At 60.3% G+C, this 23,493-nt stretch carries 23 protein-coding genes and 1 tRNA gene; 19 read left to right on the top strand and 5 right to left on the bottom strand.

The features are described 5' to 3' along the window. Positions 1–63: 63 nt before the first annotated feature. From ACFFFR_RS04570 to ACFFFR_RS04550, 5 genes are all read left to right on the top strand, one after another. Positions 64–603: a hypothetical protein gene (locus ACFFFR_RS04570; protein WP_377458345.1), complete on the top strand. Its 540-nt coding sequence runs from the start codon at positions 64–66 to the stop codon at positions 601–603. Positions 604–790: 187 nt separating this feature from the next. Next, positions 791–1,606 (top strand): exodeoxyribonuclease III, encoded by an 816-nt coding sequence (locus ACFFFR_RS04565; protein ID WP_377458361.1) that lies wholly within the window; start codon positions 791–793, stop codon positions 1,604–1,606. Positions 1,607–1,620: 14 nt separating this feature from the next. Beyond that, positions 1,621–2,697, top strand: a complete 1,077-nt coding sequence (gene trpS / locus ACFFFR_RS04560; protein WP_377458344.1) for a tryptophan--tRNA ligase — start codon at positions 1,621–1,623, stop codon at positions 2,695–2,697. A gap of 571 nt (positions 2,698–3,268) precedes the next feature. Next, positions 3,269–4,405, top strand: a complete 1,137-nt coding sequence (locus ACFFFR_RS04555; protein ID WP_377458343.1) for a YihY/virulence factor BrkB family protein — start codon at positions 3,269–3,271, stop codon at positions 4,403–4,405. Between the two features lie 54 nt (positions 4,406–4,459). Beyond that, positions 4,460–4,999, top strand: a complete 540-nt coding sequence (locus tag ACFFFR_RS04550; protein ID WP_377458342.1) for a DUF4190 domain-containing protein — start codon at positions 4,460–4,462, stop codon at positions 4,997–4,999. 294 nt (positions 5,000–5,293) lie between these two features. Here the strand turns inward: ACFFFR_RS04550 and ACFFFR_RS04545 are convergent, their stop codons facing one another. The 4 genes from ACFFFR_RS04545 to sdhC form a co-directional block, all read right to left on the bottom strand. Then, complete coding sequence (locus ACFFFR_RS04545) at positions 5,294–6,076, bottom strand: succinate dehydrogenase iron-sulfur subunit (protein ID WP_377458341.1); 783 nt, start codon at positions 6,074–6,076, stop codon at positions 5,294–5,296. Then, on the bottom strand, positions 6,076–7,863 hold the full coding sequence (gene sdhA / locus ACFFFR_RS04540; RefSeq protein ID WP_377458340.1) for a succinate dehydrogenase flavoprotein subunit: 1,788 nt from the start codon (positions 7,861–7,863) through the stop codon (positions 6,076–6,078). Before sdhA ends, ACFFFR_RS04545 begins: the two co-directional genes overlap by 1 nt. An 80-nt stretch (positions 7,864–7,943) precedes the next feature. Continuing rightward, positions 7,944–8,411, bottom strand: a complete 468-nt coding sequence (locus ACFFFR_RS04535; protein WP_377458339.1) for a succinate dehydrogenase hydrophobic membrane anchor subunit — start codon at positions 8,409–8,411, stop codon at positions 7,944–7,946. 6 nt (positions 8,412–8,417) lie between these two features. Then, positions 8,418–8,795, bottom strand: a complete 378-nt coding sequence (gene sdhC, locus ACFFFR_RS04530) for a succinate dehydrogenase, cytochrome b556 subunit (protein ID WP_377458338.1) — start codon at positions 8,793–8,795, stop codon at positions 8,418–8,420. Positions 8,796–9,187: 392 nt separating this feature from the next. Here sdhC and ACFFFR_RS04525 point away from each other — a divergent pair, with 392 nt between their 5' ends. The 14 genes from ACFFFR_RS04525 (at position 9,188) to ACFFFR_RS04460 (ending at position 22,888) form a co-directional block, all read left to right on the top strand. Continuing rightward, a complete protein-coding gene (locus tag ACFFFR_RS04525; protein ID WP_377458337.1) occupies positions 9,188–10,318 on the top strand; it encodes a mannose-1-phosphate guanylyltransferase in 1,131 nt (376 codons plus the stop codon). Further along, positions 10,308–11,504 (top strand): amidohydrolase, encoded by a 1,197-nt coding sequence (locus ACFFFR_RS04520; protein ID WP_377458336.1) that lies wholly within the window; start codon positions 10,308–10,310, stop codon positions 11,502–11,504. Before ACFFFR_RS04525 ends, ACFFFR_RS04520 begins: the two co-directional genes overlap by 11 nt. Positions 11,505–11,513: 9 nt before the next feature. Continuing rightward, positions 11,514–11,987 carry a cytidine deaminase gene (locus ACFFFR_RS04515; RefSeq protein ID WP_377458335.1) on the top strand — a complete coding sequence of 158 codons (474 nt, stop codon included), beginning with the start codon at positions 11,514–11,516 and terminating at the stop codon, positions 11,985–11,987. A gap of 2 nt (positions 11,988–11,989) precedes the next feature. After that, on the top strand, positions 11,990–13,300 hold the full coding sequence (locus tag ACFFFR_RS04510) for a thymidine phosphorylase (RefSeq protein ID WP_377458334.1): 1,311 nt from the start codon (positions 11,990–11,992) through the stop codon (positions 13,298–13,300). Continuing rightward, complete coding sequence (locus tag ACFFFR_RS04505; protein ID WP_377458333.1) at positions 13,300–13,992, top strand: DedA family protein; 693 nt, start codon at positions 13,300–13,302, stop codon at positions 13,990–13,992. The genes ACFFFR_RS04510 and ACFFFR_RS04505 overlap by 1 nt, the downstream gene beginning before the upstream one ends. Further along, positions 13,989–15,101 (top strand): adenosine deaminase, encoded by a 1,113-nt coding sequence (locus ACFFFR_RS04500; RefSeq protein WP_377458332.1) that lies wholly within the window; start codon positions 13,989–13,991, stop codon positions 15,099–15,101. Before ACFFFR_RS04505 ends, ACFFFR_RS04500 begins: the two co-directional genes overlap by 4 nt. Positions 15,102–15,125: 24 nt before the next feature. Then, positions 15,126–15,812, top strand: coding sequence for a MazG nucleotide pyrophosphohydrolase domain-containing protein (locus ACFFFR_RS04495; RefSeq protein WP_377458331.1), 687 nt, complete (start codon positions 15,126–15,128; stop codon positions 15,810–15,812). Between the two features lie 94 nt (positions 15,813–15,906). Beyond that, positions 15,907–17,208: a phosphopyruvate hydratase gene (gene eno / locus ACFFFR_RS04490; protein WP_377458330.1), complete on the top strand. Its 1,302-nt coding sequence runs from the start codon at positions 15,907–15,909 to the stop codon at positions 17,206–17,208. Positions 17,209–17,301: 93 nt separating this feature from the next. After that, positions 17,302–17,994: an FtsB family cell division protein gene (locus ACFFFR_RS04485; RefSeq protein WP_377458329.1), complete on the top strand. Its 693-nt coding sequence runs from the start codon at positions 17,302–17,304 to the stop codon at positions 17,992–17,994. 43 nt (positions 17,995–18,037) lie between these two features. Next, a complete protein-coding gene (locus tag ACFFFR_RS04480) occupies positions 18,038–18,661 on the top strand; it encodes a DUF501 domain-containing protein (RefSeq protein ID WP_377458328.1) in 624 nt (207 codons plus the stop codon). Continuing rightward, positions 18,658–19,629, top strand: a complete 972-nt coding sequence (locus ACFFFR_RS04475) for a Ppx/GppA phosphatase family protein (RefSeq protein WP_377458327.1) — start codon at positions 18,658–18,660, stop codon at positions 19,627–19,629. The genes ACFFFR_RS04480 and ACFFFR_RS04475 overlap by 4 nt, the downstream gene beginning before the upstream one ends. A 31-nt stretch (positions 19,630–19,660) precedes the next feature. Continuing rightward, complete coding sequence (locus ACFFFR_RS04470) at positions 19,661–21,067, top strand: S8 family peptidase (RefSeq protein ID WP_377458326.1); 1,407 nt, start codon at positions 19,661–19,663, stop codon at positions 21,065–21,067. A gap of 152 nt (positions 21,068–21,219) precedes the next feature. After that, on the top strand, positions 21,220–22,683 hold the full coding sequence (locus tag ACFFFR_RS04465) for an NAD(P)/FAD-dependent oxidoreductase (protein ID WP_377458325.1): 1,464 nt from the start codon (positions 21,220–21,222) through the stop codon (positions 22,681–22,683). Between the two features lie 132 nt (positions 22,684–22,815). Further along, a tRNA-Leu gene (locus ACFFFR_RS04460) sits at positions 22,816–22,888 on the top strand. 144 nt (positions 22,889–23,032) lie between these two features. Here ACFFFR_RS04460 and ACFFFR_RS04455 read toward each other — a convergent pair. Next, the gene (locus ACFFFR_RS04455; RefSeq protein WP_377458360.1) at positions 23,033–23,431 is read right to left on the bottom strand and encodes a BCCT family transporter; all 399 of its coding nucleotides are present in this window, start codon (positions 23,429–23,431) and stop codon (positions 23,033–23,035) included. Between the last annotated feature and the right edge of the window lie 62 nt (positions 23,432–23,493).

The raw sequence follows: 23,493 nt of genomic DNA, 5'->3' as shown, positions 1-23,493 counted from the left end.
CGGGATAGTTGTGAAAATCAATAAATTTAGAGAACTGTGTAGGCCTTTGAGATAATCGTATCCATGAGCTCCTCCCAAGACCGCCCAGCGCTGGCTGCTGGCCAAAGCGTGCGCCAAAAATGGCGTGCGAACAACACCATCCTGTTCACCGCCATGATGGTGATTTTCCTTGTCGCCCTGATCTTCGCGGCCAGCGAAAATGACCTCATCGGCTGGCTCGTGGTGATCGTGGCCGGTGGCTGGCTGATCCTGGCCGCCGTCGTCGCCATCACCGTCAACCGGGGTGCTAAAGCGGTGTCGAACAAGCTCAAAGGCGTCCAAGCAGACGCTCTCGCGGCCCGCCAACGTACCGGTGGCGCCCCCGTGGAAGTGGTCGGTGAGACTGACCCGGTCCGGGACATGAAACTGGACCACTCGTTCAAGATCGTGCAGGTTCAGGTCGGTGTGGTTGAAGGCGAACTCGCCAAAGGCGCCGAAGGGGATCAGGACATGATCAACCGTGCTCTGGAGACCATCCAGATCACCGCCGCTAACGCACGCGACATGATCAAGGATGATGACTCCGGCACCGGGAACACCGTCACCGGTGAAATCATCGACTAGCGGCCCGGCGGGTTCGCCCCGCGCTGTTTACCTACCTACATAGTTTTCCTACCACGCTTGCTGCAAGAAAGGCTCCGCCTTGTCCGAGGTTCCAGTACCTGCTGATTCCACCGATGCTGCCGTGACCGAGGCGCTGCCGTCCCTGACGGCCGCCCTGCAGGTCATCGACCCCAAACCAACCAACACGTTGCGGGTGGCAACCGTGAACGTCAACGGCATTCGTGCCGCGGTGCGTAAGGGGATGGCCAAGTGGTTGGCGGCGCGTCAGGTTGATGTGCTCGCGCTGCAGGAGGTCCGCGCTCCGGACAAGATCCTGCGCGATCTGTTGGCAGAGATCAACGATGATCCAGCGACAGAGTGGAATATCTTGCATGCCGAGGCCGAAGCTAAGGGCCGCGCCGGTGTGGCTATTGCTACCAAGCTGCCGATTCTGGCGGCCCGCGAACACATCGGTGAAGAGTACTTCCAGACTTCCGGACGCTGGGTTGAAGCGGATGTGCAAACCCCGGACGGTAAGACCCTGACGATTGTTTCTGCCTACGTGCACTCCGGTGAGGCTGGCACCCCGAAGCAGGATGACAAATACCGTTTCATGGATGTGATGATCCAGCGCCTGCCGGCTATCGCAAAGCACTCCGATTACGGTCTGGTGGTGGGCGACCTCAACGTCGGCCACACCACGCTGGATATCAAGAACTGGAAAGGCAACGTCAAACGCGCAGGTTTCCTGCCGGAAGAGCGCGCCTACTTTGATCGTTTCTTCGGTGAAGAGTGCGGCTGGGTTGATGTTGCCCGCTCGCTGGCCGGTGAAGTCGATGGCCCGTACACGTGGTGGTCTTGGCGCGGAAAAGCGTTCGACACTGACACCGGATGGCGGATTGACTATCATGCCGCCACCCCTGCGCTGGCGGCCAAAGCCACCAAATCCGTGGTGGACCGCGCCCCAAGCTACGACACCCGCTTCTCTGACCACGCACCTCTTGTGGTCGATTACCAGTTCTAAGGAATCTCACGCCCGTGACCGCTTCAGCTGAGAACACCACACCCACCATCGACCCGGCTAAATTCACCCACCTGACCGGTGCCGGCAGCCACCCTCGCGTGCTCTCTGGCATGCAACCGTCGGCAGACTCGCTGCACCTGGGTAACTACCTCGGGGCGCTGACGAACTGGGTGGAAAGCCAGAACGACTTCGACAACTTCTTCTTCATCCCGGATATGCACGCCATCACGGTGCCGCAGGACCCGGAGTCGCTGCGTGAGCGCACCCGCGTGACCGCCGCGCAATTCATTGCAGGCGGGATCGACCCGGAACGGGCCACACTTTTCGTGCAATCGCACGTGCCCGAACACGCCCAGTTGGCTTGGATCATGATTTGCCTGACCGGTATGGGCGAAGCCGAACGCATGACCCAGTTCAAGGACAAGTCCGCCAAGGGCGGTGCCGAGTCCTCGTCCGTTGGACTGCTGGCCTACCCGATGCTGATGGCCGCGGACATCCTGCTGTACCAGCCACACTTGATTCCGGTGGGGGACGACCAACGGCAACACGTGGAGCTGGCTCGTAACCTGGCCCAGCGTTTCAACCACCGCTACGGGGAGACCTTCATTGTGCCGCAGGGCTTCTACCCCAAGACCGGTGCGCGGATCTACGACCTGCAGAACCCAACCGTGAAGATGAGCAAGTCGGCTGAATCACCCAATGGCTTGATCTCGATTCTCGAAGAGCCGAAGAAGACGGCGAAGAAGATCCGTTCTGCCGTGACCGACAACGGCACCGATGTCCGCTTCGATCAGCAGGAGAAGCCAGGTGTCTCCAACCTGCTATCCATCTTCTCTGCGGTGACTGGCCGGTCGATTCCAGAATTGGAAGAAGCCTACGTGGGCAAGATGTACGGACACTTGAAAGTGGACGTCGCCGATGCCGTTGTGGAACGGCTCAGCCCAATCCGTGAGCGTGCCCTCGAATTGCTCGATGACAAAGCAGAGCTCGACCGGATCCTCGCCATTGGTGCCCAAAAGGCCCGAGAAGTGGCGGCCCCCGTGCTGGCCGATGTGTACGAGAAAGTGGGCTTCCTGCCTGCCAGCCGCTAATCCGTTCCCGTCGGGCGCTCTGCGGATTCATGTTAGGCCGTACCGTCAGGGTGCAGTCGGTCAGGTATTGAAGCCACTTTCTTAGCTCATTGATAAGTACCGAGCGAAGGAGGGTATAGACACCGCCGATTGCTGATTTCATGGGCGGCATAGGACCGGTTCTGTGGGCCCTGTTAACCTTGGTGCTGCTAGTCACATGGGTCTACCACGTCTGGAACAGCAGGAGTGCCGGAGGACTTTTTCGTCTGGCTGTGGTTCCCACTCCGGATTCCTGCACTACTGATCATGGTGCCGACACTGCTGGGCTCCTTTGGTGTGCCCATGCCATTTCCGTTGGTTCCCCGCTGGGTAGTTGAACGTCGGCGCGAAGACCGGGCCGAGAAGCGACAACGCAGAGCAGCAAGAGGTGAGCCGAGGTCGTACGGCCCAGCCCACAGACGATTCCTAACCCTAATCCGCGTTCTACGACGCGTCGTCCGATGCGTCATCTGATATACGCTTGAATCGGTAAGTGTGCTTACCCTCTTGCACCAAAAATGAACGTTCTAGCAGTACCAAGGATTTGACCTATATGGCACGGCCCAAGAAGCGGTGGTTGAACCGCCCGCCCCTCACCCCTGACCCGGTCCCGCAAGCCGCAGAGGACTTGGATGAGCGAATCCATCCACTGGATTTGGGAGACCTGAAACTCGACGAGGTAGAAAAGCGGGCCGCCTACGGTCGCGCCAAACGCAAAGAGGAGGGTGCCGGCAAGAAGCTGGGCACGTTCTTCGCCTTCTTCATGGCCAAGCTGAACACCTCGTACCCGATGCGCGCGTTCAACCTCTACTCGCGCCGCAATGGCCCGCTCATGGCAGCCGGCTCGGCCTACATCATGTTCTTCTCGATCGCGGCGCTGCTGGTGGCCAGCTTCTCCATCCTTGGGTTGGTGGTAGCCGGAAATACCGAACTGCAGAACCGCATCGTAGAACTGGCTTCCCGAACCATCCCGGGCCTGATCGATACCGGAGATGGCGGCCTAGCAAAACCGGAGCAGCTATTCCGTTCTACCGGGTGGGGCCTGACCCTGATTATTTCCGTGGCGACCTCGTTGTTCACCGCGTTGAACTGGATTAACGGTCTGCGCAGCGGTATCCGCACGATCTTCGGTGTCCCACCGCAACTGGACAACATCGTCGTGACCAAGGGCCGGGACTTGGGCATTCTCTTGCTGCTCGGTGTCGGTCTCGTCGTCACCTCCATCATCGGTGGTGCCTCCGGCGTCGCCTTGGAGTGGGTATTGAGCTTGCTCGGTCTGGAGGGTTCCGATGTGGCACGAATGCTCACGCGGATCACCACCATCTTGGTGATGCTGGTCTTGGACATGCTGGTCGCCTGGATCCTCTACCGGTTGGCATCCGGGGTTGAATTCGCTAAGAAGCCGATGCTCTTGGCGATCTTTGTAGCCGGCCTCGGTGCCACCATTCTGCGGCTGTTCTCCTCGCTGCTGCTCGGCGGTGTGACCAACAACCCGGTGCTAGCGCCCTTCGCTGTGATCCTCGGTTTGTTCGTCTGGTTCTACTTCTTGTCCCAGGTGTACTTCTTCGCTGCGGCGCTGGGAACAGTCGGCACCCGTGACCGGGAAAAGGCGGAAGAAACAATTGATGGTGCCGCACGCACTGTGCAGCATAATATTGCCCGAGGCCGAAATACCGCGACCAAGGTCTAATGCCAACGCGGTCACGGTTATGAGCGCCACAACAAAGTAAAGTATCGGAGCACAATGACGCAACCACCGTACAACCCTTCCAACCAGGGTGAAGATAGTAACTGGCAAGCACAGCCAGCCAACACCGAATCCACCGATAGCCAGCCCGGTGCAAGCCAGCCTGGCTACTCGCAGTACCAACAGCAGCAGCCGTACGGTGCCAATGCCGGCCAGTATGGTGGCTACATGGCCGGTGGGTATGCCCCACCACCGAAGGCCCAGGGCATCACGATCACCGCGATGGTGCTGGGTATTATCTCCGTTTTCTTCGGAGCAATCCCCGTCTTCGGTCTCTTGCTCGGTGCCGCTGCGGTCATCGTTTCCGTGATGGCCCTGTCGAGGAAAGTCCACTCCCGAGGAATGTCTATCGCCGGTTTGATTACCGGTATCGTCGGCCTGTTGATCGGCCTGCTCATGACGATCATGTTGTTCACAGGTCTGTCCATGATGGAGCGGATCGTCAACGATCCGTCCTTCCAGCAGGAAATTGAGCAGCAGTTTGATGAGCTGGAAAAACAAGATGGTTCCATCGGCGGTGGCGTCAAGGACGACTAACCGTTTTCTCAATTCGTCATGAGCTGACCGCCTCGCACTTGGTTGCGAGGCGGTCAGCTGTTTTAGGAGACGATTTCATCACGGGAATGTTCCCCAAACTTGGATCTAGGCGTGTAAAAGCACTCCGCGCTGAACGCCGCGCAAACAACCCAGCGCCGGGACACCGATGATGTGTGCATGACGTAGCTGCTGTTAGCGAAGTCTTAGACATGGGAAAGGCCCTCACCGGCTGGAGTTGAATCCAGTTGATGAGGGCCTTTCGCGGTTGTCAGTTACTGACGCGCGGTGCCTGTCTTAGACGGTGCGAGTCAGGATGGCCTGCTTGACTTCGGCGATGGCCTTAGTGACCTCGATACCGCGTGGGCAGGCCTCGGTGCAGTTGAAGGTGGTGCGGCAGCGCCAGACGCCTTCCTTGTCGTTGAGGACTTCCAGACGCAGGTCGCCTGCATCGTCGCGGGAGTCGAAGATGAACCGGTGTGCGTTCACGATGGCGGCCGGACCAAAGTACTGACCGTCGGTCCAGAAGACCGGGCAGGAGGAGGTACAGGCTGCACACAGGATGCACTTGGTGGTGTCGTCGAAGCGCTCGCGGTCCTCTGGGGACTGGCGGCGTTCGGCGGTTGGTTCGTGGTCGCCGGCGATCAAGAATGGCATGACCTCGCGGTAGGACTGGAAGAACGGTTCCATGTCCACGATCAGGTCTTTTTCGATCGGCAGGCCCTTGATGGGTTCCACGGTGATGGGCTTGTTGGTGTCCAAGTCCTTCAGCAGGGTCTTGCACGCCAGGCGGTTGCGGCCGTTGATGCGCATGGCATCGGAGCCACAAATGCCGTGGGCGCAGGAGCGGCGGAAGGACAGGGAGCCGTCGATGTCCCATTTGACCTTGTGCAGGGCGTCCAACACGCGGTCGGTGCCGTACATGGTGAGTTTGAACTCGTCCCAGTGGCCCTCGTCGGAGACCTCTGGGTTGTAGCGGCGTACGCGCAGGGTGATGTCAAACTGTGGGATTTCGCCACCGCCGCCAACGCCTGGGGCTAGTTCAACCTTTGATGCTGGTTCGACTTCTTGAGTAGTCATTAGTACTTACGCTCCATTGGCTGGTAACGGGTGAAGACGACTGGTTTGGTGTCGAAGCGCAGGCCCTTCACGCCTTCGGTCTCCGCGTTCTCGTCGCGGTAGATCATCGAGTGCTTCATGAAGTTCTCGTCGTCGCGGTCGGGGTAGTCCTCGCGGTAGTGGCCACCACGGGATTCATGACGGTGCAGGGCTGCTACGGACATGACTTCCGCCAGATCTAGCAGGAAGCCGAGCTCAACGGCCTCGAGCAGATCCAGGTTGAAGCGCTTGCCCTTGTCTTGGATGGCGATGTTCTTGTAACGTTCGCGCAGTTCCTCGACCTTGGCCAGTGCCCGGCGGATGGATGCGTCGTCGCGGAACACCTGCATGTCGGCGTCCATGACGTCTTGGAGTTCCTGGCGCAGGTGCGCGACCTTCTCGGTCCCGGCACCGTTGCGGACGACATCGAGCAGTGCGATGGTGTCTGCCTCAGGGTTCTCCGGCAGTTCCACGAACTCTGCGGTGGCAGCGTATTCGGCGGCTGCGATACCGGAGCGCTTACCGAAGACGTTGATGTCCAGCAGGGAGTTGGTGCCCAGACGGTTGGAGCCGTGGACGGACACGCAGGCGACCTCACCGGCCGCGTACAGACCAGGCACGACGGTGTCGTTGTCCTGGAGTACTTCACCCTTGACGTTGGTCGGCACGCCGCCCATGACGTAGTGGGCGGTCGGGAAGACCGGTACCGGCTCGGTGTACGGTTCTACACCCAGGTAGGTGCGGGCGAACTCGGTGATGTCCGGCAGCTTGGCGTCGATGTGGGCTGGCTCCAAGTGGGTCAGGTCCAAGAGGACGTAGTCCTTGTTCGGGCCGGCACCGCGGCCTTCGCGGACCTCGTTGGCCATCGAACGGGCCACGATGTCACGTGGGGCCAGATCCTTAATGGTGGGGGCGTAGCGCTCCATGAAGCGTTCACCTTCGGAGTTACGCAGGATCGCGCCTTCACCGCGGGCGGCTTCGGAGAGCAGGATGCCCAGCCCGGCCAGACCGGTTGGGTGGAACTGGATGAACTCCATGTCTTCCAGTGGCAGGCCGCGGCGGAACGCAATGGCCATGCCGTCACCGGTGAGGGTGTGGGCGTTGGAGGTGGTCTTGAAGACCTTACCCGCACCACCGGTGGCGAAGATGACCGACTTGGCTTGGAACACGTGTAGTTCGCCCGAGGCCAGATCGTAGGAGACAACACCGGCGACGCGCTTCTGCTTGTACGGGGTGCCGTCTGCACGGGTGGCATCTTCTTCGACCATCAGCAGGTCCAGCACGTAGTACTCGTTGTAGAACTCGACGTTGTGCTTGACACAGTTTTGGTACAGGGTCTGCAAGATCATGTGACCGGTGCGGTCTGCTGCGTAGCAGGCGCGGCGAACGGCCGCTTTACCGTGGTCGCGGGTGTGGCCACCGAAGCGGCGCTGGTCAATCTTGCCTTCTGGGGTGCGGTTGAACGGCAGCCCCATCTTTTCCAGGTCCAAGACCGCGTCGATGGCTTCTTTAGCCATAATCTCTGCGGCGTCCTGGTCCACCAGGTAGTCGCCACCTTTAACGGTGTCGAAGGTGTGCCATTCCCAGTTGTCTTCTTCGACGTTGGCCAGGGCGGCACACATACCACCCTGTGCCGCACCGGTGTGCGAGCGGGTGGGGTAGAGCTTGGTCAGCACCGCGGTGCGGGCACGCTGCCCGGATTCGATCGCGGCACGCATACCGGCGCCACCTGCGCCGACAATGACCACATCGTACTTATGTACCTGCATACTTAGCTCGTTCTCTCTTCTGTCGAAAACTTAGAAGTTATGGATTAGATCGTTTAGTCAGCTAGATCGCTGTGATCCGCTTACGGGCAGAACGCGCCTGGCAGCGGTTCACCATTTGGAGCGAGCATGCATGGCTCGAAGGTGAAGATCACCAAGGTGCCCAGCACAACGATGACGACAGCGGCGATGTACAGGATCAGCTTCAGCCAGCGGCGGGTTGCGTCCTTCTCCGTGTAGTCATTGATGATGGTGCGCACACCGTTGGTGCCGTGCAGCATGGCCAGCCACAGCATGGTCAGGTCCCAGAACTGCCAGACCGGGTTGGCCCACTTGCCGGCCACAAAGCCGAAGTCCAAACCGGAGACGCCTTCGCCAACCAGCAGGTTGGTGAACAGGTGGGTGAAGATCAACACGATCAGCACCACACCGGAGATGCGCATGAACAGCCACGCCATCATCTCGAAGTTGCCGCCGCTGCCTTTGGAGCGGGTGTACTTCGAATCGATCTTGCTCGAGGAGCGAGGTTTTTCAAAAGATAGTGCAGTCATGGTGAATTAACCTCCAAGAGCCAAGGACAGGTGACGGATGGCGAAGCCGCCGACAGCGACCAGCCACAGGATCAAAACGCCCCACAGCAGTTGTCTCTGGTAGTTGGTGCCCTTCTTCCAGAAGTCCACCAAGATGATGCGAACACCGTTGAACGCGTGGAAGACGATGGCTCCCACCAGTGCTAACTCACCGAGTGCCATGAGCGGGTTCTTGTACGTCCCGATCACGGCGTTGTATGCCTCCGGTGACACGCGGACAAGAGAAGTGTCCAAGACATGCACCAAGAGGAAGAAGAAGATGACCACACCCGTGATGCGGTGCACCACCCAAGACCACATGCCTTCCCGGCCGCGGTAGAGGGTGCCTACTGAATTCTTCGACACTGAATTATTCCTCCCTGCATCGCTCAGGCGTCTGCCCGTACGCTCATGTACGGGCTCCTCAGGCGCCGGTGCGAGGCATTCCTTATCTAAGCCTAGTGCAAATTACGCAACGTTTGGCGGGCGGTGATCAGAAAAACAGGTCCATGTGACAAGGTTCACCGAACCCCGGCAATTGCTGCGGAACCGCTCTCTAGTGTGGCGGAAGCGATCGGGGGTTAGCCAACAGTATTTCGTCGCATTTTTGTGTCCTAATTCCGTCAAGATCATCCCGTGGGTGGATGGAACAAAGGCGAGCTGAGGGCCAAAAGCTCCTATACTCAACTACAGAAGGCCATCAATATAGCCCCGTGGCACTGCCACGACTTCTGCCCGTTGAACAATGGAGTTTCTTGGTGCCAACGAATAACACCGGCGCGCTCGCCGGACTGGACCGTTTCTATGCAGTGATCCCTGCCGGCGGTGTCGGCACCCGGCTGTGGCCACTCTCACGCGCGGCGGCCCCGAAGTTCCTGCACGATCTGACCGGTTCCGGTAACACCCTGATCCAGGCCACCTACGAACGTCTGGTGGGACTGGCCGGGGAGAAGTTCCTTGTCGTGACCGGGCAGGTGCACGAGTCTGCCGTGGTCTCCCAGCTGCCGAAGCTGGCCGCCAACAACTTGGTGTTGGAGCCGGAGCCGAAGGATTCCGCGGCCGCGATCGGTCTGGCCGCAGCCATCCTGTATGAACGTGACCCCGAAGCCATCATGGGTTCCTTCGCCGCAGACCAGGTGATCGGACCGGTGGAGTCTTTCCAGCAGGCGGTTCGCGAAGCGGTGGCCACTGCGGCAACCGGGAAAATCGTCACCATCGGTATTGAACCGACTTACCCCTCCACCGGGTTCGGCTACATTCACGCCGGAGCCCCGCTGGAGGTGGCGGGTGCCCCCTCAGCTTTGGCCGTCGACGAATTCGTGGAGAAGCCCTCCGAAGCGGTGGCTAAAGAATATGTGGCCTCCGGTGACTACCTGTGGAACGCAGGCATGTTCGTGGCCCCGGCCAAACTCATGCTGGAGCACTTGGCTTGCAACGAACCAGAGCTGCACGCCGGTGTTGTGGAGATCGCCAAAGCGTGGGATACCGAGGACCGGGAAGCCGTGCTGGAGCGTGTCTGGCCGGGACTGAAGAAGACCGCGATTGACTACGCCGTGGCAGAGCCGGCGGCAGCCAATGGCGCCGTCGCCGTGATTCCGGGCACCTTCACGTGGGATGATGTGGGCGACTTCGCGGCGCTGGCGCGGCTGAACCCCGCCCGGCTCGACACCGACATGACGATCTTGGGCGAACACGCTCGCGTCTACTCCACGGAGTCCTCCGGTGTCGTCGTCTCCGATACCCGCCGGGTTATTGCCCTGATCGGAATCGATGATGTAGTGGTAGTGGATACCCCCGATGCCCTGTTGGTGACCACCACCGAGCACGCACAGTCCGTGAAGCAGACTGTGGAAGAGCTGAAAGCGAAAGGCGATTCCGATGTCCTCTAGCCCGGTTGTTGCTCCTTCCGTTGCCGAGATTGTTCGTGGCCATGAAGACTTGCTGATCGACTTTCGGCGGGACGTGCACGCCCATCCAGAGCTGTCCTACGAGGAATATCGGACGACCGATCAGATCGTGGCCATCTTGGAAGAACACGGCCTGAAACCGGTCCGGTTGGAGGGCACCGGCGCCTACGTCGATGTGGGTTCCGGGCCGATCATGATGGGCTTCCGCGGTGACATTGACGCGCTGCCGGTCATGGAAGAAACCGGGCTGGAGTACGCCTCAACCAACCCCGGGGTCATGCACGCCTGCGGGCACGACATTCACACCACCGTGATGATCGGCGTCGCCCTGACGCTTCATGAGATTTTGTCGGCACCGGATGCACCCCATGGCTCGGTCCGGGTGATTTTCCAACCGGCCGAAGAAAAGATCCCCGGTGGCGCCAAACGCGTCATCGCCCAAGGCGTGTTGGAACCGGTGCCGCGCATCGTCGCGCTGCACTGCGAACCCCGCTTTGATGTGGGCACCATTGCGACCCGCATCGGCCCCATCACCTCGGCAACAGACACGATCCGGGTGCACCTGACCGGCCGTGGTGGTCACTCCTCTCGACCGCACCTGACCGAAGACGTGGTGTTTGCCTTGTCCCAGATCGCGGTGAATGTGCCTGCGGTGTTGAACCGGCGGATCGACGCCCGCTCCGTGGTCTCCGTGGTGTGGGGACACGTGCACGCAGGACATGCCCCCAACGCGATTCCGGCCCACGGCACCCTCGCCGGCACCATGCGTTGCCTTGACGCGGAAGCCTGGGACGACGCCGGTGCACTCTTGGACGAGGTCATCCAACAGGTGGCCGCGCCCTACCGGGTGCAGGTGGAAGTCGAACATATTCGCGGGGTCCCGCCCGTGGTCAACGCCGAACCGGAAACCGCTCTGCTGGAAGATGCGGCCCGCATTGAACTCGGGGCCAAAGCCATCCAGCTGGCGCCGCAATCGATGGGCGGTGAAGACTTCGCGTGGATGACTCAGGTGGTGCCCGGCTCGATGTTCCGGTTGGGCACCCGCAAGGTCGGCGGCCCCGACTACGACCTGCACATGGGCAACTATGATCCGGACGAGCGAGCCATCGGCATCGGTGTCCGGGTGATGGCCACCGCAGGTCTGCGCGCGCTGCAGGGACTGGGATAGGTCCGCCGCGTGGATTCAGGCAGAGAACACCGGGAAGAACTGATCACCGCTGCCGTCCAAGCCAGCCGGTACGCGTACGCGCCGTACTCAAACTTTCCGGTTGGCGCTGCCGCATACACCGTCAGCGGTGAGCTCATCACGGGAGCTAACGTCGAAAACGCCTCCTACGGGCTGACGCTGTGCGCGGAAACCTCGTTGGTGGCCGAACTGATCAAGCACACTGACACTGACGGCACCAAGCGGCCTCCTACGCTGGCGAGCATTGCCGTCGTCAATCCGCACGGTGAGGTCTTGTTACCGTGTGGGCGTTGCCGCCAAGTCTTGAGCGAGTTTGCTTCCGAGAAGACACTTCTCCTGACCCCCACAGGTTTTCTGCCGCTCGCACAGCTCTTACCGATGGCCTTCGGGCCCAAAGACCTTGATGTGAAGACAGCATCAACGCCCGAAAGTGCGGGCGCGGCTACCGTTCGGGAAGGACAGTAAGCATGAGCGCATTCAACCCGATCGAGGCCATCGCCACCAAGCGCGATCGGCAGGTCTTGTCAGGCCAGCAGATTCGCGACTTTGTTGCCGGAGTCCACGACGGCAGCGTCGCCGACGAACAGGCCGCTGCCTTTTTGATGGCAGTGTTTCTCAACGGGGCGACCGAGACCGAGACGATCGAGCTGACGCAAGCCATGATCGATTCGGGCCAACGTCAAGACTTGAGCGCCATCGTCACCGAACACGGTTGGCGCGGGCTGGTCGACAAACATTCCACCGGTGGGGTGGGGGATAAGATCACCCTGATCTTGACGCCGCTGTTGGCCAGCTTCGGGCTCGCCGTGCCGCAGCTGTCCGGCCGGGGTCTTGGGCATACCGGTGGTACCCTCGACAAGCTGGAAGCCATCGCCGGTTTCCAGACACGCCTGAGCGAAAAGCAGTATCACGAGCAGTTAGCCACGGTGGGCGGCGTCATTTGCGCGGCCGGTTCGACCTTGGCACCGGTCGACGCCAAACTCTATGCGCTGCGCGATGTCACCGGCACGGTCGAGTCAATCCCGTTGATCGCCGCATCCATCATGAGCAAAAAGATTGCCGAAGGAACCGACGCGTTGATGCTGGACGTCAAAGTGGGCTCCGGGGCCTTCATGAAAGAGCTCAACCAAGCAACGGCGCTGGCCGAACGGATGATCACGATTGGCACCGCGGCCGGGGTCCGAACCGAAGCGCTGCTCACACGCATGGACATCCCGCTAGGTCTGGCCATCGGAAACAGCCTCGAAGTTGAGGAATCCCTGCAGGTCCTCTCCGGGGCCGGCCCGCAGGACGTCCGAGACCTAACCTGCGCGCTGGCCCAACCACTGCTGGAGCACTACGGAATCCAACACCAGGCCGCGGAGAACCTCGACAACGGCCAAGCCATGAAGAAGTTCGAAGAACTCGTTGCAGCCCAAGGCGGCGACTTGAGCCAAGATCGTCCCTTAGGCAAACACCGCTTGGAGGTCACCGCTTCCGCGTCGGGGACCGTGAAGCACATTGACGCGCTCGCGGTCGGACAAGCCTCGTGGTCGCTGGGTGCCGGGCGCAGCCGTAAGGAGGATCCAGTGCAATTCGGCGCCGGGGTCCAACTCTTACATCAGGTCGGGGCCGAAGTCTCTAGCGGCCAACCACTGGCGGTGCTGTATACGGACACCCCGGAGCGGCTCGAAGGTGCCAGCGCGCGGCTAGAGAAAGCCTTCACCATCGGCGAGGGACCGGCCGATCCAAAACCGCTAATTCTTGATCACCTCACTTCGGGCGGTGCAGCACGTTAATGCTGGAGCAGATTAACGAAATCATCCTGTCCTTCGCCGGTGGCTGGTGGACCTACTTGGTCCTTTTCGTCTTCTGCTGCATCGACGGGTTCTTCCCGGTCGTGCCCTCCGAATCCCTACTCGTCGGACTGGCCTCCGTCGGGGTACATCTGGGCTGGCCATTTTTTCTGGGCGTCTGGTTCGCTGGTGCCTCCGGCGCCTTTCTCGGGGATCAGATCTGTTACCGCATCGGCCGGAGGATCGGTACCGACCGGTGGGCCTGGCTGCGCAAACCCCGGGTCCAACGCATTCTGCGCTTTGCCAACTACGAACTTCACAAGCGCGGCGCCCTACTAATCTTCACCGGCCGGTTCATCCCCGGGGGTCGGGTCGCCGTGAACCTCACGGCCGGTGCGACCGGCTACTCCTTGCGCCGCTTTACCGTCTTGGATGCCATCAGCACCAGCGTCTGGTCGGCGTACTCCTTGGCCTTGGGCGCCTTGGCCGGACAATGGTTGGACTCGAACCCGTTACTGGCATTTGTTGTCGCCGTGATCATCGCCCTGGGGCTGGGGATCCTACTCGACCTTGCGATCCGTCGCATCCATCACTATCTTGACGAACGCGGCCACGCCGCGTGGCTCACCGAACTGGACGAGCCGGTCAACCCGTTTTACGCCCGCCCGATCGAAAGTGACGCACAGAACTCATGAGCCCAACCCAGTTACAGAAGACCCTACGCAAGGCACTGGCTGAGATGCCGAAGATCAGCCTGCACGACCACCTCGACGGTGGCCTGCGCCCGCACACGATGATCGAGCTCGCCGAGGCGGCCGGCCACCAGCTGCCCAGCACCAACGTCGAAGAACTCACCGCTTGGTTCAGTACCAAAGCCAACTCCGGTTCGTTGCCGGAATACCTCGAATGCTTCGCACACACCACAGCGGTCATGCAGAGCGCCGAAGCGCTAGAGCGGATCGCGAAGGAAGCGGTTGAAGACCTAGCCGCTGACGGGGTCATTTACGCTGAATTGCGCTGGGCGCCAGAACAACACCTCGACGGGGGTCTCACCCTGCAAGATACCGTCGATGCGGTCCAGGCCGGCATTGAAGCAGGCATGAGCGCCGCCGGTGGCCGGATCCTGGTCACCCAGTTGCTGACCGCGATGCGGCACGCCGACCGGTCCCAGGAAATCGCCGAATTGACGATCGCCAACTTGGGTCGGGGACTGGACGCGGAGGGCAACACCGGGTTCGGGGTCGTGGGCTTTGACATTGCCGGTGCCGAAGACGGCTTCCCGCCCTCACGCTTCGTCAAGGCGTTTGATCACCTGGCGCAGCACCTGGTCCCCGTCACGGTGCATGCCGGAGAGGCTGCCGGGGTGGACTCGATCCACGACGCGCTCTTCAGCGGCCGAGCCCTGCGCCTGGGCCACGGGGTGCGGATCGCCGAGGACCTGAACGTCACCGATGAGCACGTCGAGTTCGGTTCGGTCGCCCAATGGGTGCTGGATCGGGGAATCCCCCTTGAATTGTGCCCGTCCTCCAACGTCCAAACTGGGGCGCTGGCATCCTTTGGTGGCACGGCTGCCGATCATCCGCTGCCGCTGCTGTACGGGCTGAACTTCAACACCACCATCAACACGGACAACCGGTTGCTGTCCGTGACCACGCTGACGGAGGAGCTAGCCCGCGCAGCGGAGAACTTCGAGTTCTCCTTTGACGACCTGCTAGCCATGCAAATCAACGCAGCAGAAGCCGCATTCGTGGACTTCGACACCCGCGCTGCGTTGGTTGACCGGCTGATCTTGGGTTGGCAGTGATCACCAAACATCATGGGGTTTAACGTGGACAAACTCGAGCCGTTGGACGCGGCGGGGGAGTTGGAGCGACTGCTCTGGATCGTGCGTATGTTACGCGAGCATTGCGCTTGGACCGCGGAATTGGATCATGATGCGCTGACCTCCTTCCTCATCGAGGAGGCCTACGAGGCGGTCGAGGTCATCGAGACGAAGCAGCTAGGAGAGACCTTCGCGGCCGAGCTCTCCGATGTTCTGTTTCAGGTGGTCCTGCACGCCCAGTTGGCCGCCGAAGACGGCCGGTTTGACTTCGCCAAGATCGCGCACCTGCTGGCCGCCAAGATGGTCCGCCGCAATCCGCATGTCTTCACCTCCTGCGGGGAACTGCTGCCACCTGAGAAGCTCGATGCCCTCGACGTGCCCGCTATCGCCACCCAATGGGAACACATCAAACGAGCCGAGAAACACCAAGCGGCGGACACTGCCGGAGCTCGCAACTCCGAGCAGCCTGCCACACAGTCGGTGACCGGCCCGGCCTTAGCCACCGCGCAGTTGATGGTGGCCCGGGCTCAACGGGCCGGAGAAGCCACTCCGGATACGGCGGGGCTGCGCTTCACGGAAGCGGATGAGCTGGCCGATCACCTGCTGGCTGTCGTCGCAGCGGCAGAGCAGGCGGGTCTGGATGCTGAACAGTGCCTGAGAACTCGGTTAAGAAGCGTTGACACTTTTCAGTGAAAGCCATGTCACAGGCTAGGCTTAACGTGGCAAGGTGCACCTGCACCGTGAATCTACTGCTGATAAGCAACTGCACAAATACAAAGGAGCCGTAATGGCAATCATCGAGGCAATCACCGCGCGTGAAATCCTTGACTCACGTGGTAACCCCACTGTAGAAGTTGATGTCCTGCTCAACGATGGCAGCATGGGCCGCGCAGCGGTACCGTCTGGCGCATCGACCGGCGCCTTCGAAGCCGTGGAACGTCGTGACGGGGATGAAAAGCGTTACCTCGGTAAAGGTGTGCAGCAGGCCGTTGAGGCCGTGATCGAAACGATCGCACCAGCCTTGGAAGGCCAAGAAGCTACCGACCAGCGCATCATCGATGAAATCATGCTGGACCTTGACGGCTCGGACAACAAGTCCAACCTCGGCGCGAACGCCATCTTGGGTGTATCCCTCGCCGTGGCACAGGCTGCAGCCGTCTCCTCCGACCTGCCAGAATTCCGTTACCTCGGTGGCCCGCAGGCCCACATCCTGCCAGTTCCACTGATGAACATCCTCAACGGTGGCTCCCACGCAGACACCGACGTGGACATTCAAGAATTCATGATCGCACCAATCGGTGCCCCGACCTTCCGTGAAGCCCTGCAGTGGGGTACCGAGGTCTACCACAAGCTCAAAGAAGTTCTGATCGAAAAGGGCCTGTCCACCGGTCTTGGCGATGAAGGCGGTTTCGCCCCGAACCTGCCATCCAACCGCGCGGCCTTGGACCTGATCACCGAAGCCATCGAGCGCTCCGGCCACAAACCAGGCGAAGAAATTGCTCTGGCACTGGATGTTGCCTCCTCAGAGTTCTACAAGGACGGCGCCTACCAGTTCGAAGGCCAAGCCCGTTCTGCGGCCGAAATGACCGAGTACTACGCCGAGCTGGTCCGTGACTACCCGCTGGTCTCCATCGAAGACCCGCTGGATGAAGATGACTGGGACGGCTGGAAGGTCCTGACCGCACAGCTGGGCGAGTCCGTCCAGCTGGTTGGCGATGACCTGTACGTCACCAACCCAGAGCGCCTGCAGCGCGGCATCGACGAGAAGGCCGGCAACTCCCTGCTGGTGAAGGTCAACCAGATCGGTACCCTGACCGAAACCATGGACGCCGTCAACCTGGCGCACCGCTCCGGCTTCACCTCCATCACCTCGCACCGCTCCGGCGAAACCGAGGACGTCATCATCGCGCACATCTGCGTGGCCACCAACGCCGGTCAGATCAAGACCGGTGCCCCGGCCCGCTCCGAGCGCGTAGCCAAGTACAACGAGCTGCTGCGCATCGAAGAAGAGCTCGACGATGCAGCACGTTACGCCGGCGTTGGCGCCTACCCACGCTTCGCCGCTCGGCTGAACGAAGACAGCAAGTAACGCATAGAAGCTAGTAAGGTTTAAGGAGGCCGGCATTGTCGGCCTCCTTAGACTGTTAACACCACGAATCTTTGACCGAAAAGGGGAGCACCGGTGAACAAACGGCCGCCACGGTTGCCCCGCAGCCGCCGCCCGGAGGACGCACAGGATATTCCTGTCGAACCCGAAAGCTCCCCCCAACCGGCACCCGAACAACACCAGCCAGGCCCAGCGGCACAGAAAGAGGCGGGTGGGCCAACACCGCTGTCCCGGCGCCGCCGGGTCGTTGAGCAACTGACCGAACTACGTGACTCAGTCCAAGATGTGCTGGGCCACGACATTCCTGAGACTGGCACCCGATACCGGACCGCCGAACAGATGCGCGCCGCAGCCGAACGCGTGCGGGCCAAACGCGGTACCGAAACCGTCCCGGCACGCAACCTCTCCGGACGCTTCATCGCGTTGATCATCATCTCCGTGCTGATGGTGCTGACCACACTGCCGTCCATCAACACCTACATCAAACAGCAAGCCGAGATCGCTGAACTCCAAGCTGACATCGATCAGCGCAAACAACAGCAGGAAGACCTCCACGCGGAGATCGCTCGCTGGGACGACCCCGCCTACGTCAAACAGCAGGCCCGGGACCGCATTAACCTTGTGATGCCGGGCGAGAGAAAATACTTGGTGATCGGGGAAATGCCCGAAACAGATGACGCTCCGGCAGAATCCCCGCACGACGTTCGTGCCGACTTGCCGTGGGCTGATGCCCTACTGGATTCCATCCGCCGGGCTGGCACCGATTAAACTTCAGTCAGCAACAAGCTAGAGACAATTTTCGATAAGGAACATGAGCGCGAACACCAAGCTGCCAACGCAGCACGATCTTGACACCATCTCCCTCCAACTGGGCCGGCCCGCCCGGGACGTTGTGGAGATCGGTGCCCGCTGCGTGTGCGGCGCCCCTCTGGTGGCCACTACCGCGCCCAGACTCTCCAACGGCATCCCCTTCCCAACCACGTTTTACCTCACCCACCCGGTACTGACCCAGGCGGTATCGCGGTTGGAAGCCGGCGGCTTGATGGCTCACATGAACGAGCGGCTGAGCGAGGACACCGAGTTGGCCGAACAGTACGCCGCTGCGCACGAGAACTATCTTTCCGAGCGTGAACGCATCCGTGAACTGTCTGGGGTTGGGGAGGTCCCGGAAATCGAAGGCATCAGCGCTGGCGGGATGCCGTCCCGCGTGAAATGCCTGCACGTGTTGGCCGGACACACCCTCGCTACCGGCCCGGGTATCAACCCACTCGGGGACGAAACCATTGCCGGCATCGCTCAGTGGTGGACCCCCGAGAAATGCTGGTGTGACGGCGCGTGGGACCCAGCCGCCGAAGTGCCCACCAAAGATCTTTCCCGGCACGTCAAACGGCTCGAACGGCAAGCACAGCAGCAAGATGCAGGTAAACAAGAGTGAACGCACAGCGCTATGCGGCCTTGGACTGCGGCACTAACTCGCTGCGGTTGTTGATCGCCGAGTACGATGCAGCAACCGGTACCCTGACCGAGCTCGCACGCGACATGCACATCGTTCGGCTCGGTGAAGGCGTGGACAAGACCGGTCAGTTCTCCCCGGCAGCGTTGGCCCGCACCTTCCAAACCACCGAAGACTACGCCGCCCGCATCCGCGAGCTCGGAGTGCCGGTCGAGAACATCCGCTTTGTGGCCACCAGCGCCTCCCGGGATGTGGCCAACCGCGACGAGTTCATCACGGGGATCACCGATCGACTCGGTGTGGAACCCGAGATCATTTCCGGTGACGAAGAAGCAGCCCTGTCCTTTGCCGGTGCCGCTGGCGCGCTCGGTTTCCATCACGGAACCAGAGTCCTCGTGCTGGATCTGGGCGGCGGCTCCACCGAGTTCGTCACTGGGATTATCACCGAGACGGGCCCGGAGGTACAGGCGGCTATCAGCACTGACATGGGTTGCGTCCGGTTCACCGAACGGCTGATGCCTTCAGACCCGCCAACTCCAAGTGAACAAGCTGCGGCAGAAAAAGCGGTCATGGAGAAGATCCAAGAGGCAGCGGCAGTAGTGGACTTCGGTTCAATCGATGCCGTTGTGGGCGTGGCCGGTACCATCACCACGATCACGGCCGAGGCCTTGAATCTGGTGGACTACAACTCTGAGGCCATTCACGGTGCCGAATGCACCATCGATGACTTACATCAGGCCAGCACCACCTTGATCGACTCCACCCGGACTTTGCGTGCCGAACGTGGCTTCATGCACCCCGGGCGCGTGGACGTGATCGGTGCCGGAGCCTTGATCTACCGCACTATCTTGACTTACGTTCGTGAGCGCAGCGGCGTGCAGACCGCACTGGCTAGCGAACAAGACATTCTGGACGGCATCTTGCTGTCCCTGCTGCCAAAGAACACCTAGACCTCCACCGCCACCACCAAGGGTTTCATTCATGACCAAACGCTTTCTTACTCGACTCGGCGCCCTGCTGGTCATCGCGACCGTCGCGCTGGGTGCACTTGTGTCCGTGCCCTCCACTGCGCACGCCGATCAGTGGCGTGACGACCAGTTCTGGTTGGACGACTACAAGATCAAAGAAGCGTGGAAAACCTCCAAAGGCAAGGGCGTCAAGGTCGCCGTCATCGACTCCGGAATCGATGACGAACACCCAGACCTGAAGGGTGTTGTCACCGGGGGCAAAGACTTCTCCGGAGTCGGCAATGACGACGGCACCAAACCAGTGGGTGAAGCACCCCAGCACGGCACGCTCGTGGGCACCGTGTTAGCTGGTCGCGGCAACAACAAGAAAGCGATTGCCAAAGCCAAGAAAGAGCGCGCAGCCGAGATCAAGCGACGCAAGGACGAAAACGATGACACGGACGATCCATTACCGAAAGTCCCCAAACCTGGCCCCGGGCCAGACGGTGTCATTGGGATCGCACCGGAAGCTGAACTGCTGAGCATCTCCGTCTTCTTGGGCCGTGGCAACCCGACCGGTGTCAGCATCGAAGAGCAGATCCCGCAGGCTGTCCGTTGGGCCGTGGACAACGGGGCGAAAGTCATCAACATGTCCTTGGGCTCCAATAAACAGGACTGGCCGAAAAGCTGGGACGAAGCGTTCCTCTACGCCGAAGAAAAAGACGTTGTGGTCGTGGCGGCCGCCGGTAACCGCGCCAGCGGCGCCCTGACCGTGGGCGCACCAGCAACTATCCCGGGGGTCTTGACCGTCGCCGGTCTTGACGAAGATGGCCTGGCGTCGTGGGACTCCTCCTCCGAAGGCATCTCCATTGGTGTCTCGGCCCCGGCTGAACCACTCGTGGGTGGTCTACCCGGCGGCGGCTACAGCAAATGGGCCGGAACCTCTGGTGCCGCCCCGTTTGTTGCCGGGGTGGCAGCGTTGATTCGAGCTGAAAACCCGGACATGTCGGCACCGCAAGTCATCCAACGAATCCTGGCCACCGCTAAAGACGAAGGCAAGGACGGAGTCGACACCATTTACGGGCACGGCATCATCCAGCCCGTGAAAGCCCTGACGGCAGATGTTGACGAAGTTGATCGCAACCCCATGGACACCATGGCCGAATGGATCAGAGTGCACCGCCGCGGTGAAGAACCCTCTCCGCAAGTGACCGAACCAGAATTCAAGCCGGGGGAGAAGGTCGCAGCCGCGCCAACACCGCAAGCAAAACCCAACCTGGTCGGCCACAGCGATGAACAAGCACCACTGGTCATCGGTTTCGGTACCGGGCTCGGACTGATTCTGCTGGGTGGAGCGCTGCACATTTCCATGCGCCTGCGCGAGCGTAAAGCTGCCGCAACCACACCGCCACGCAACCCATACCCGCCGCAGCGCCCCTAATACCAGAGCTAGCCCTTGATTGTGGGTTAAATCACACCTCGGCCGGGGTGGTGGCGCCGCGAGAAAACCACGAATTCACACGACTGTGAGCATAAGTTACCGGGGTTCGTGAAAACTTTCACAAAGTCGTCCCGATCGCTAAGATTGTCATCATGGCGAACACCCTCATGCTTTCTGACAAACCTCGTGTGCTCATTGTCGGTGGCGGTTACGTCGGTCTCTACGTTGCTAAAGCATTGGAAAAGAAAGTCCGTGCTGCCGGTGGCGTAGTTACCGTTGTAGACCCACTTCCGTACATGACTTACCAGCCTTTCCTACCGGAAGTGATCGGTGGGCACATTGAGTCCCGACACGCCCTGGTATCCCACCGGATGCACCTGCGTGAAACTGAACTGATTACCGGTAAGGTGGTCTCGGTTGACCATGACCGCAAGATCGCCATTGTGCGCGATCCAGACCGGCACTACTTTGAAGTTAAATACCGTGACATCGTCATGTCCGCTGGGGCTACTACCCGCACCTTCCCGATTGAAGGCCTGGTGGATCACGGCATCGGCTTGAAAACCATCGAAGAAGCCGTCACGGTCCGCAATAAGATTCTTGAACGCCTGGAAACTGCTTCCATCATGGAAGAATCCCCGGCCAAGCGCCGCGCACTGACCTTCACCGTTGTCGGCGGCGGGTTCGCCGGTATCGAGGCTGTCGCGGAAATGGAAGATCTGATCCGCGTCGCCGTCAAGGCCACCCCACGCCTGCAACAATCCGATGTCCGCATCGTGCTGATCGAAGCTGCCCCGCGCATCATGCCGGAAATCACCGAAGAGCAGGCGGTTCAGGTTGTTGAAGACCTGCGTGCACGCGGTATCGAAGTTCTGCTGAATACTTCGCTCGATTCCTGCGTGGATGGTCACATGAAGCTGATCTCGATGAAGGACAAGTCTGTTGTTGACGAGTTCCAATCGGACACTTTGCTGTGGACCGCAGGTGTTGAGGCTTCTAAGGTTGCCAAACGCACTCCATTCCCGATTGATGCCCGCGGCCGCATCATGGCTGAACCAACCTTGCAGGTTTCCGATGGTGATGGTGGTGTGATTGAAGGCGCCTGGACCGCTGGCGACATCTCCGCTGTTCCAGACCTGACCGGTGGCGGCGTCGGTGGCTACTGCGTGCCGAACGCACAGCACGCCGTTCGCCAAGCAAAACTGCTGGCCAAGAACCTGCTGGCTGCCCGCTACGGCAAGGGCCACATCCAGCAATACAAGCACAAATCCCTCGGCGCGGTTGCCGGTCTCGGTATGTTCAAGGGCGTCGGTACCCCAATGGGTATCAAGCTCTCCGGCTTCCCAGCATGGTTGGCCCACCGCGGCTACCACGGTATGGCCATGCCAACCATTGAACGCAAGCTCCGGGTCCTCTCCGGCTGGACGAACGAACTGCTCTTGGGCCGTGACTTCGCTCAGCTGAAGGACCTGATCACCCCGTACCGTCAGTTCCAGGAAGCTGCCGGTAAGCGCTCCAAGGAGTCCTTGGAAGAGCAAGAACGCTTCGAGGCTGCCGCTGCTAAGCAGAAGGCAGAACTCGAGAAAGAACACGCTGCGAAAGAAGCCACTAAGTAACTGCTACCGCAGCGAAGGCTTGTTCGTAACGTAACAGCCAAGGCCACGGTCAACCTCTTACCACCACCGGGAGACCCCCGAAGGAGTAAGAATTGACCGTGGCCTTGCTCATGACATACCTTTCTAAAGTACGCCCCCGTAGCCCAATGGCAGAGGCAGAGGACTTAAAATCCTTTCAGTGTGGGTTCGAGTCCCACCGGGGGTACTGAACGTCCATACCCATGCACAAACCCAACCATTTTTGGTTCCATGAGTGATGCTGTTTTGTGAGCAAAAAGTAGTCTGGGTTGTCGGAGAACATTTTGGACAACCCAGACTACTTGGCTTGAGACCTATTTACAGGCCGTATTTACAGACCGAGTTTTCGAGCGTTAGCAATCTCTTGAACGATCTGCCGATCATGACGTAGTTCTTTGAACAAAGACACAGCCAAGATCATCACAATGATTGTGAACGGTAGGGCTGAAAGCATCGCTGCTTGCTGAAGAGCGACCAAACCACCTGCAATAAGTAGAACGATTGCACATGCACCCGTGAGTATTCCCCAAGAAAGTATGGGCGTCGCAGTGGGTCTTAGTGAACCGTGAGAAGAGAGCGAACTCAGAACGAAGGTGTTTGAATCCGCTGAGGATACGAAAAACATGATCACCATTATGATCGCTACCACGCTGGTGAACCCCGACAAGGGGAATTGGTTGAGGAGTGTGAAATGGTCCAGGTTTTCTTCCGTTTGAGTAGATGGGAAAATCTGGGTTATGCCGAAGAAATTCGATCAGGAAGCTAAGGACAGGGTTGTCCGTTTGATTGAGG

Source organism: Micrococcoides hystricis, assembly GCF_042434215.1.
GTDB lineage: Bacteria > Actinomycetota > Actinomycetes > Actinomycetales > Micrococcaceae > Micrococcoides > Micrococcoides hystricis.
This window is presented reverse-complemented; position numbering and strand designations above follow the sequence as displayed.

What these genes read in the sequence shown, in the direction of transcription:
- ACFFFR_RS04570 (WP_377458345.1), top strand. Translation starts at nt 64, where the DNA reads ATGAGCTCCTCCCAAGACCGCCCAGCGCTGGCTGCTGGCCAAAGCGTG.
- ACFFFR_RS04555 (WP_377458343.1), top strand. Translation starts at nt 3,269, where the DNA reads ATGGCACGGCCCAAGAAGCGGTGGTTGAACCGCCCGCCCCTCACCCCT.
- ACFFFR_RS04550 (WP_377458342.1), top strand. Translation starts at nt 4,460, where the DNA reads ATGACGCAACCACCGTACAACCCTTCCAACCAGGGTGAAGATAGTAAC.
- ACFFFR_RS04545 (WP_377458341.1), bottom strand. Translation starts at nt 6,076, where the DNA reads ATGACTACTCAAGAAGTCGAACCAGCATCAAAGGTTGAACTAGCCCCA.
- sdhA (WP_377458340.1), bottom strand. Translation starts at nt 7,863, where the DNA reads ATGCAGGTACATAAGTACGATGTGGTCATTGTCGGCGCAGGTGGCGCC.
- ACFFFR_RS04535 (WP_377458339.1), bottom strand. Translation starts at nt 8,411, where the DNA reads ATGACTGCACTATCTTTTGAAAAACCTCGCTCCTCGAGCAAGATCGAT.
- ACFFFR_RS04520 (WP_377458336.1), top strand. Translation starts at nt 10,308, where the DNA reads ATGTCCTCTAGCCCGGTTGTTGCTCCTTCCGTTGCCGAGATTGTTCGT.
- ACFFFR_RS04510 (WP_377458334.1), top strand. Translation starts at nt 11,990, where the DNA reads ATGAGCGCATTCAACCCGATCGAGGCCATCGCCACCAAGCGCGATCGG.
- ACFFFR_RS04505 (WP_377458333.1), top strand. Translation starts at nt 13,300, where the DNA reads ATGCTGGAGCAGATTAACGAAATCATCCTGTCCTTCGCCGGTGGCTGG.
- ACFFFR_RS04500 (WP_377458332.1), top strand. Translation starts at nt 13,989, where the DNA reads ATGAGCCCAACCCAGTTACAGAAGACCCTACGCAAGGCACTGGCTGAG.
- eno (WP_377458330.1), top strand. Translation starts at nt 15,907, where the DNA reads ATGGCAATCATCGAGGCAATCACCGCGCGTGAAATCCTTGACTCACGT.
- ACFFFR_RS04480 (WP_377458328.1), top strand. Translation starts at nt 18,038, where the DNA reads ATGAGCGCGAACACCAAGCTGCCAACGCAGCACGATCTTGACACCATC.
- ACFFFR_RS04470 (WP_377458326.1), top strand. Translation starts at nt 19,661, where the DNA reads ATGACCAAACGCTTTCTTACTCGACTCGGCGCCCTGCTGGTCATCGCG.
- ACFFFR_RS04465 (WP_377458325.1), top strand. Translation starts at nt 21,220, where the DNA reads ATGGCGAACACCCTCATGCTTTCTGACAAACCTCGTGTGCTCATTGTC.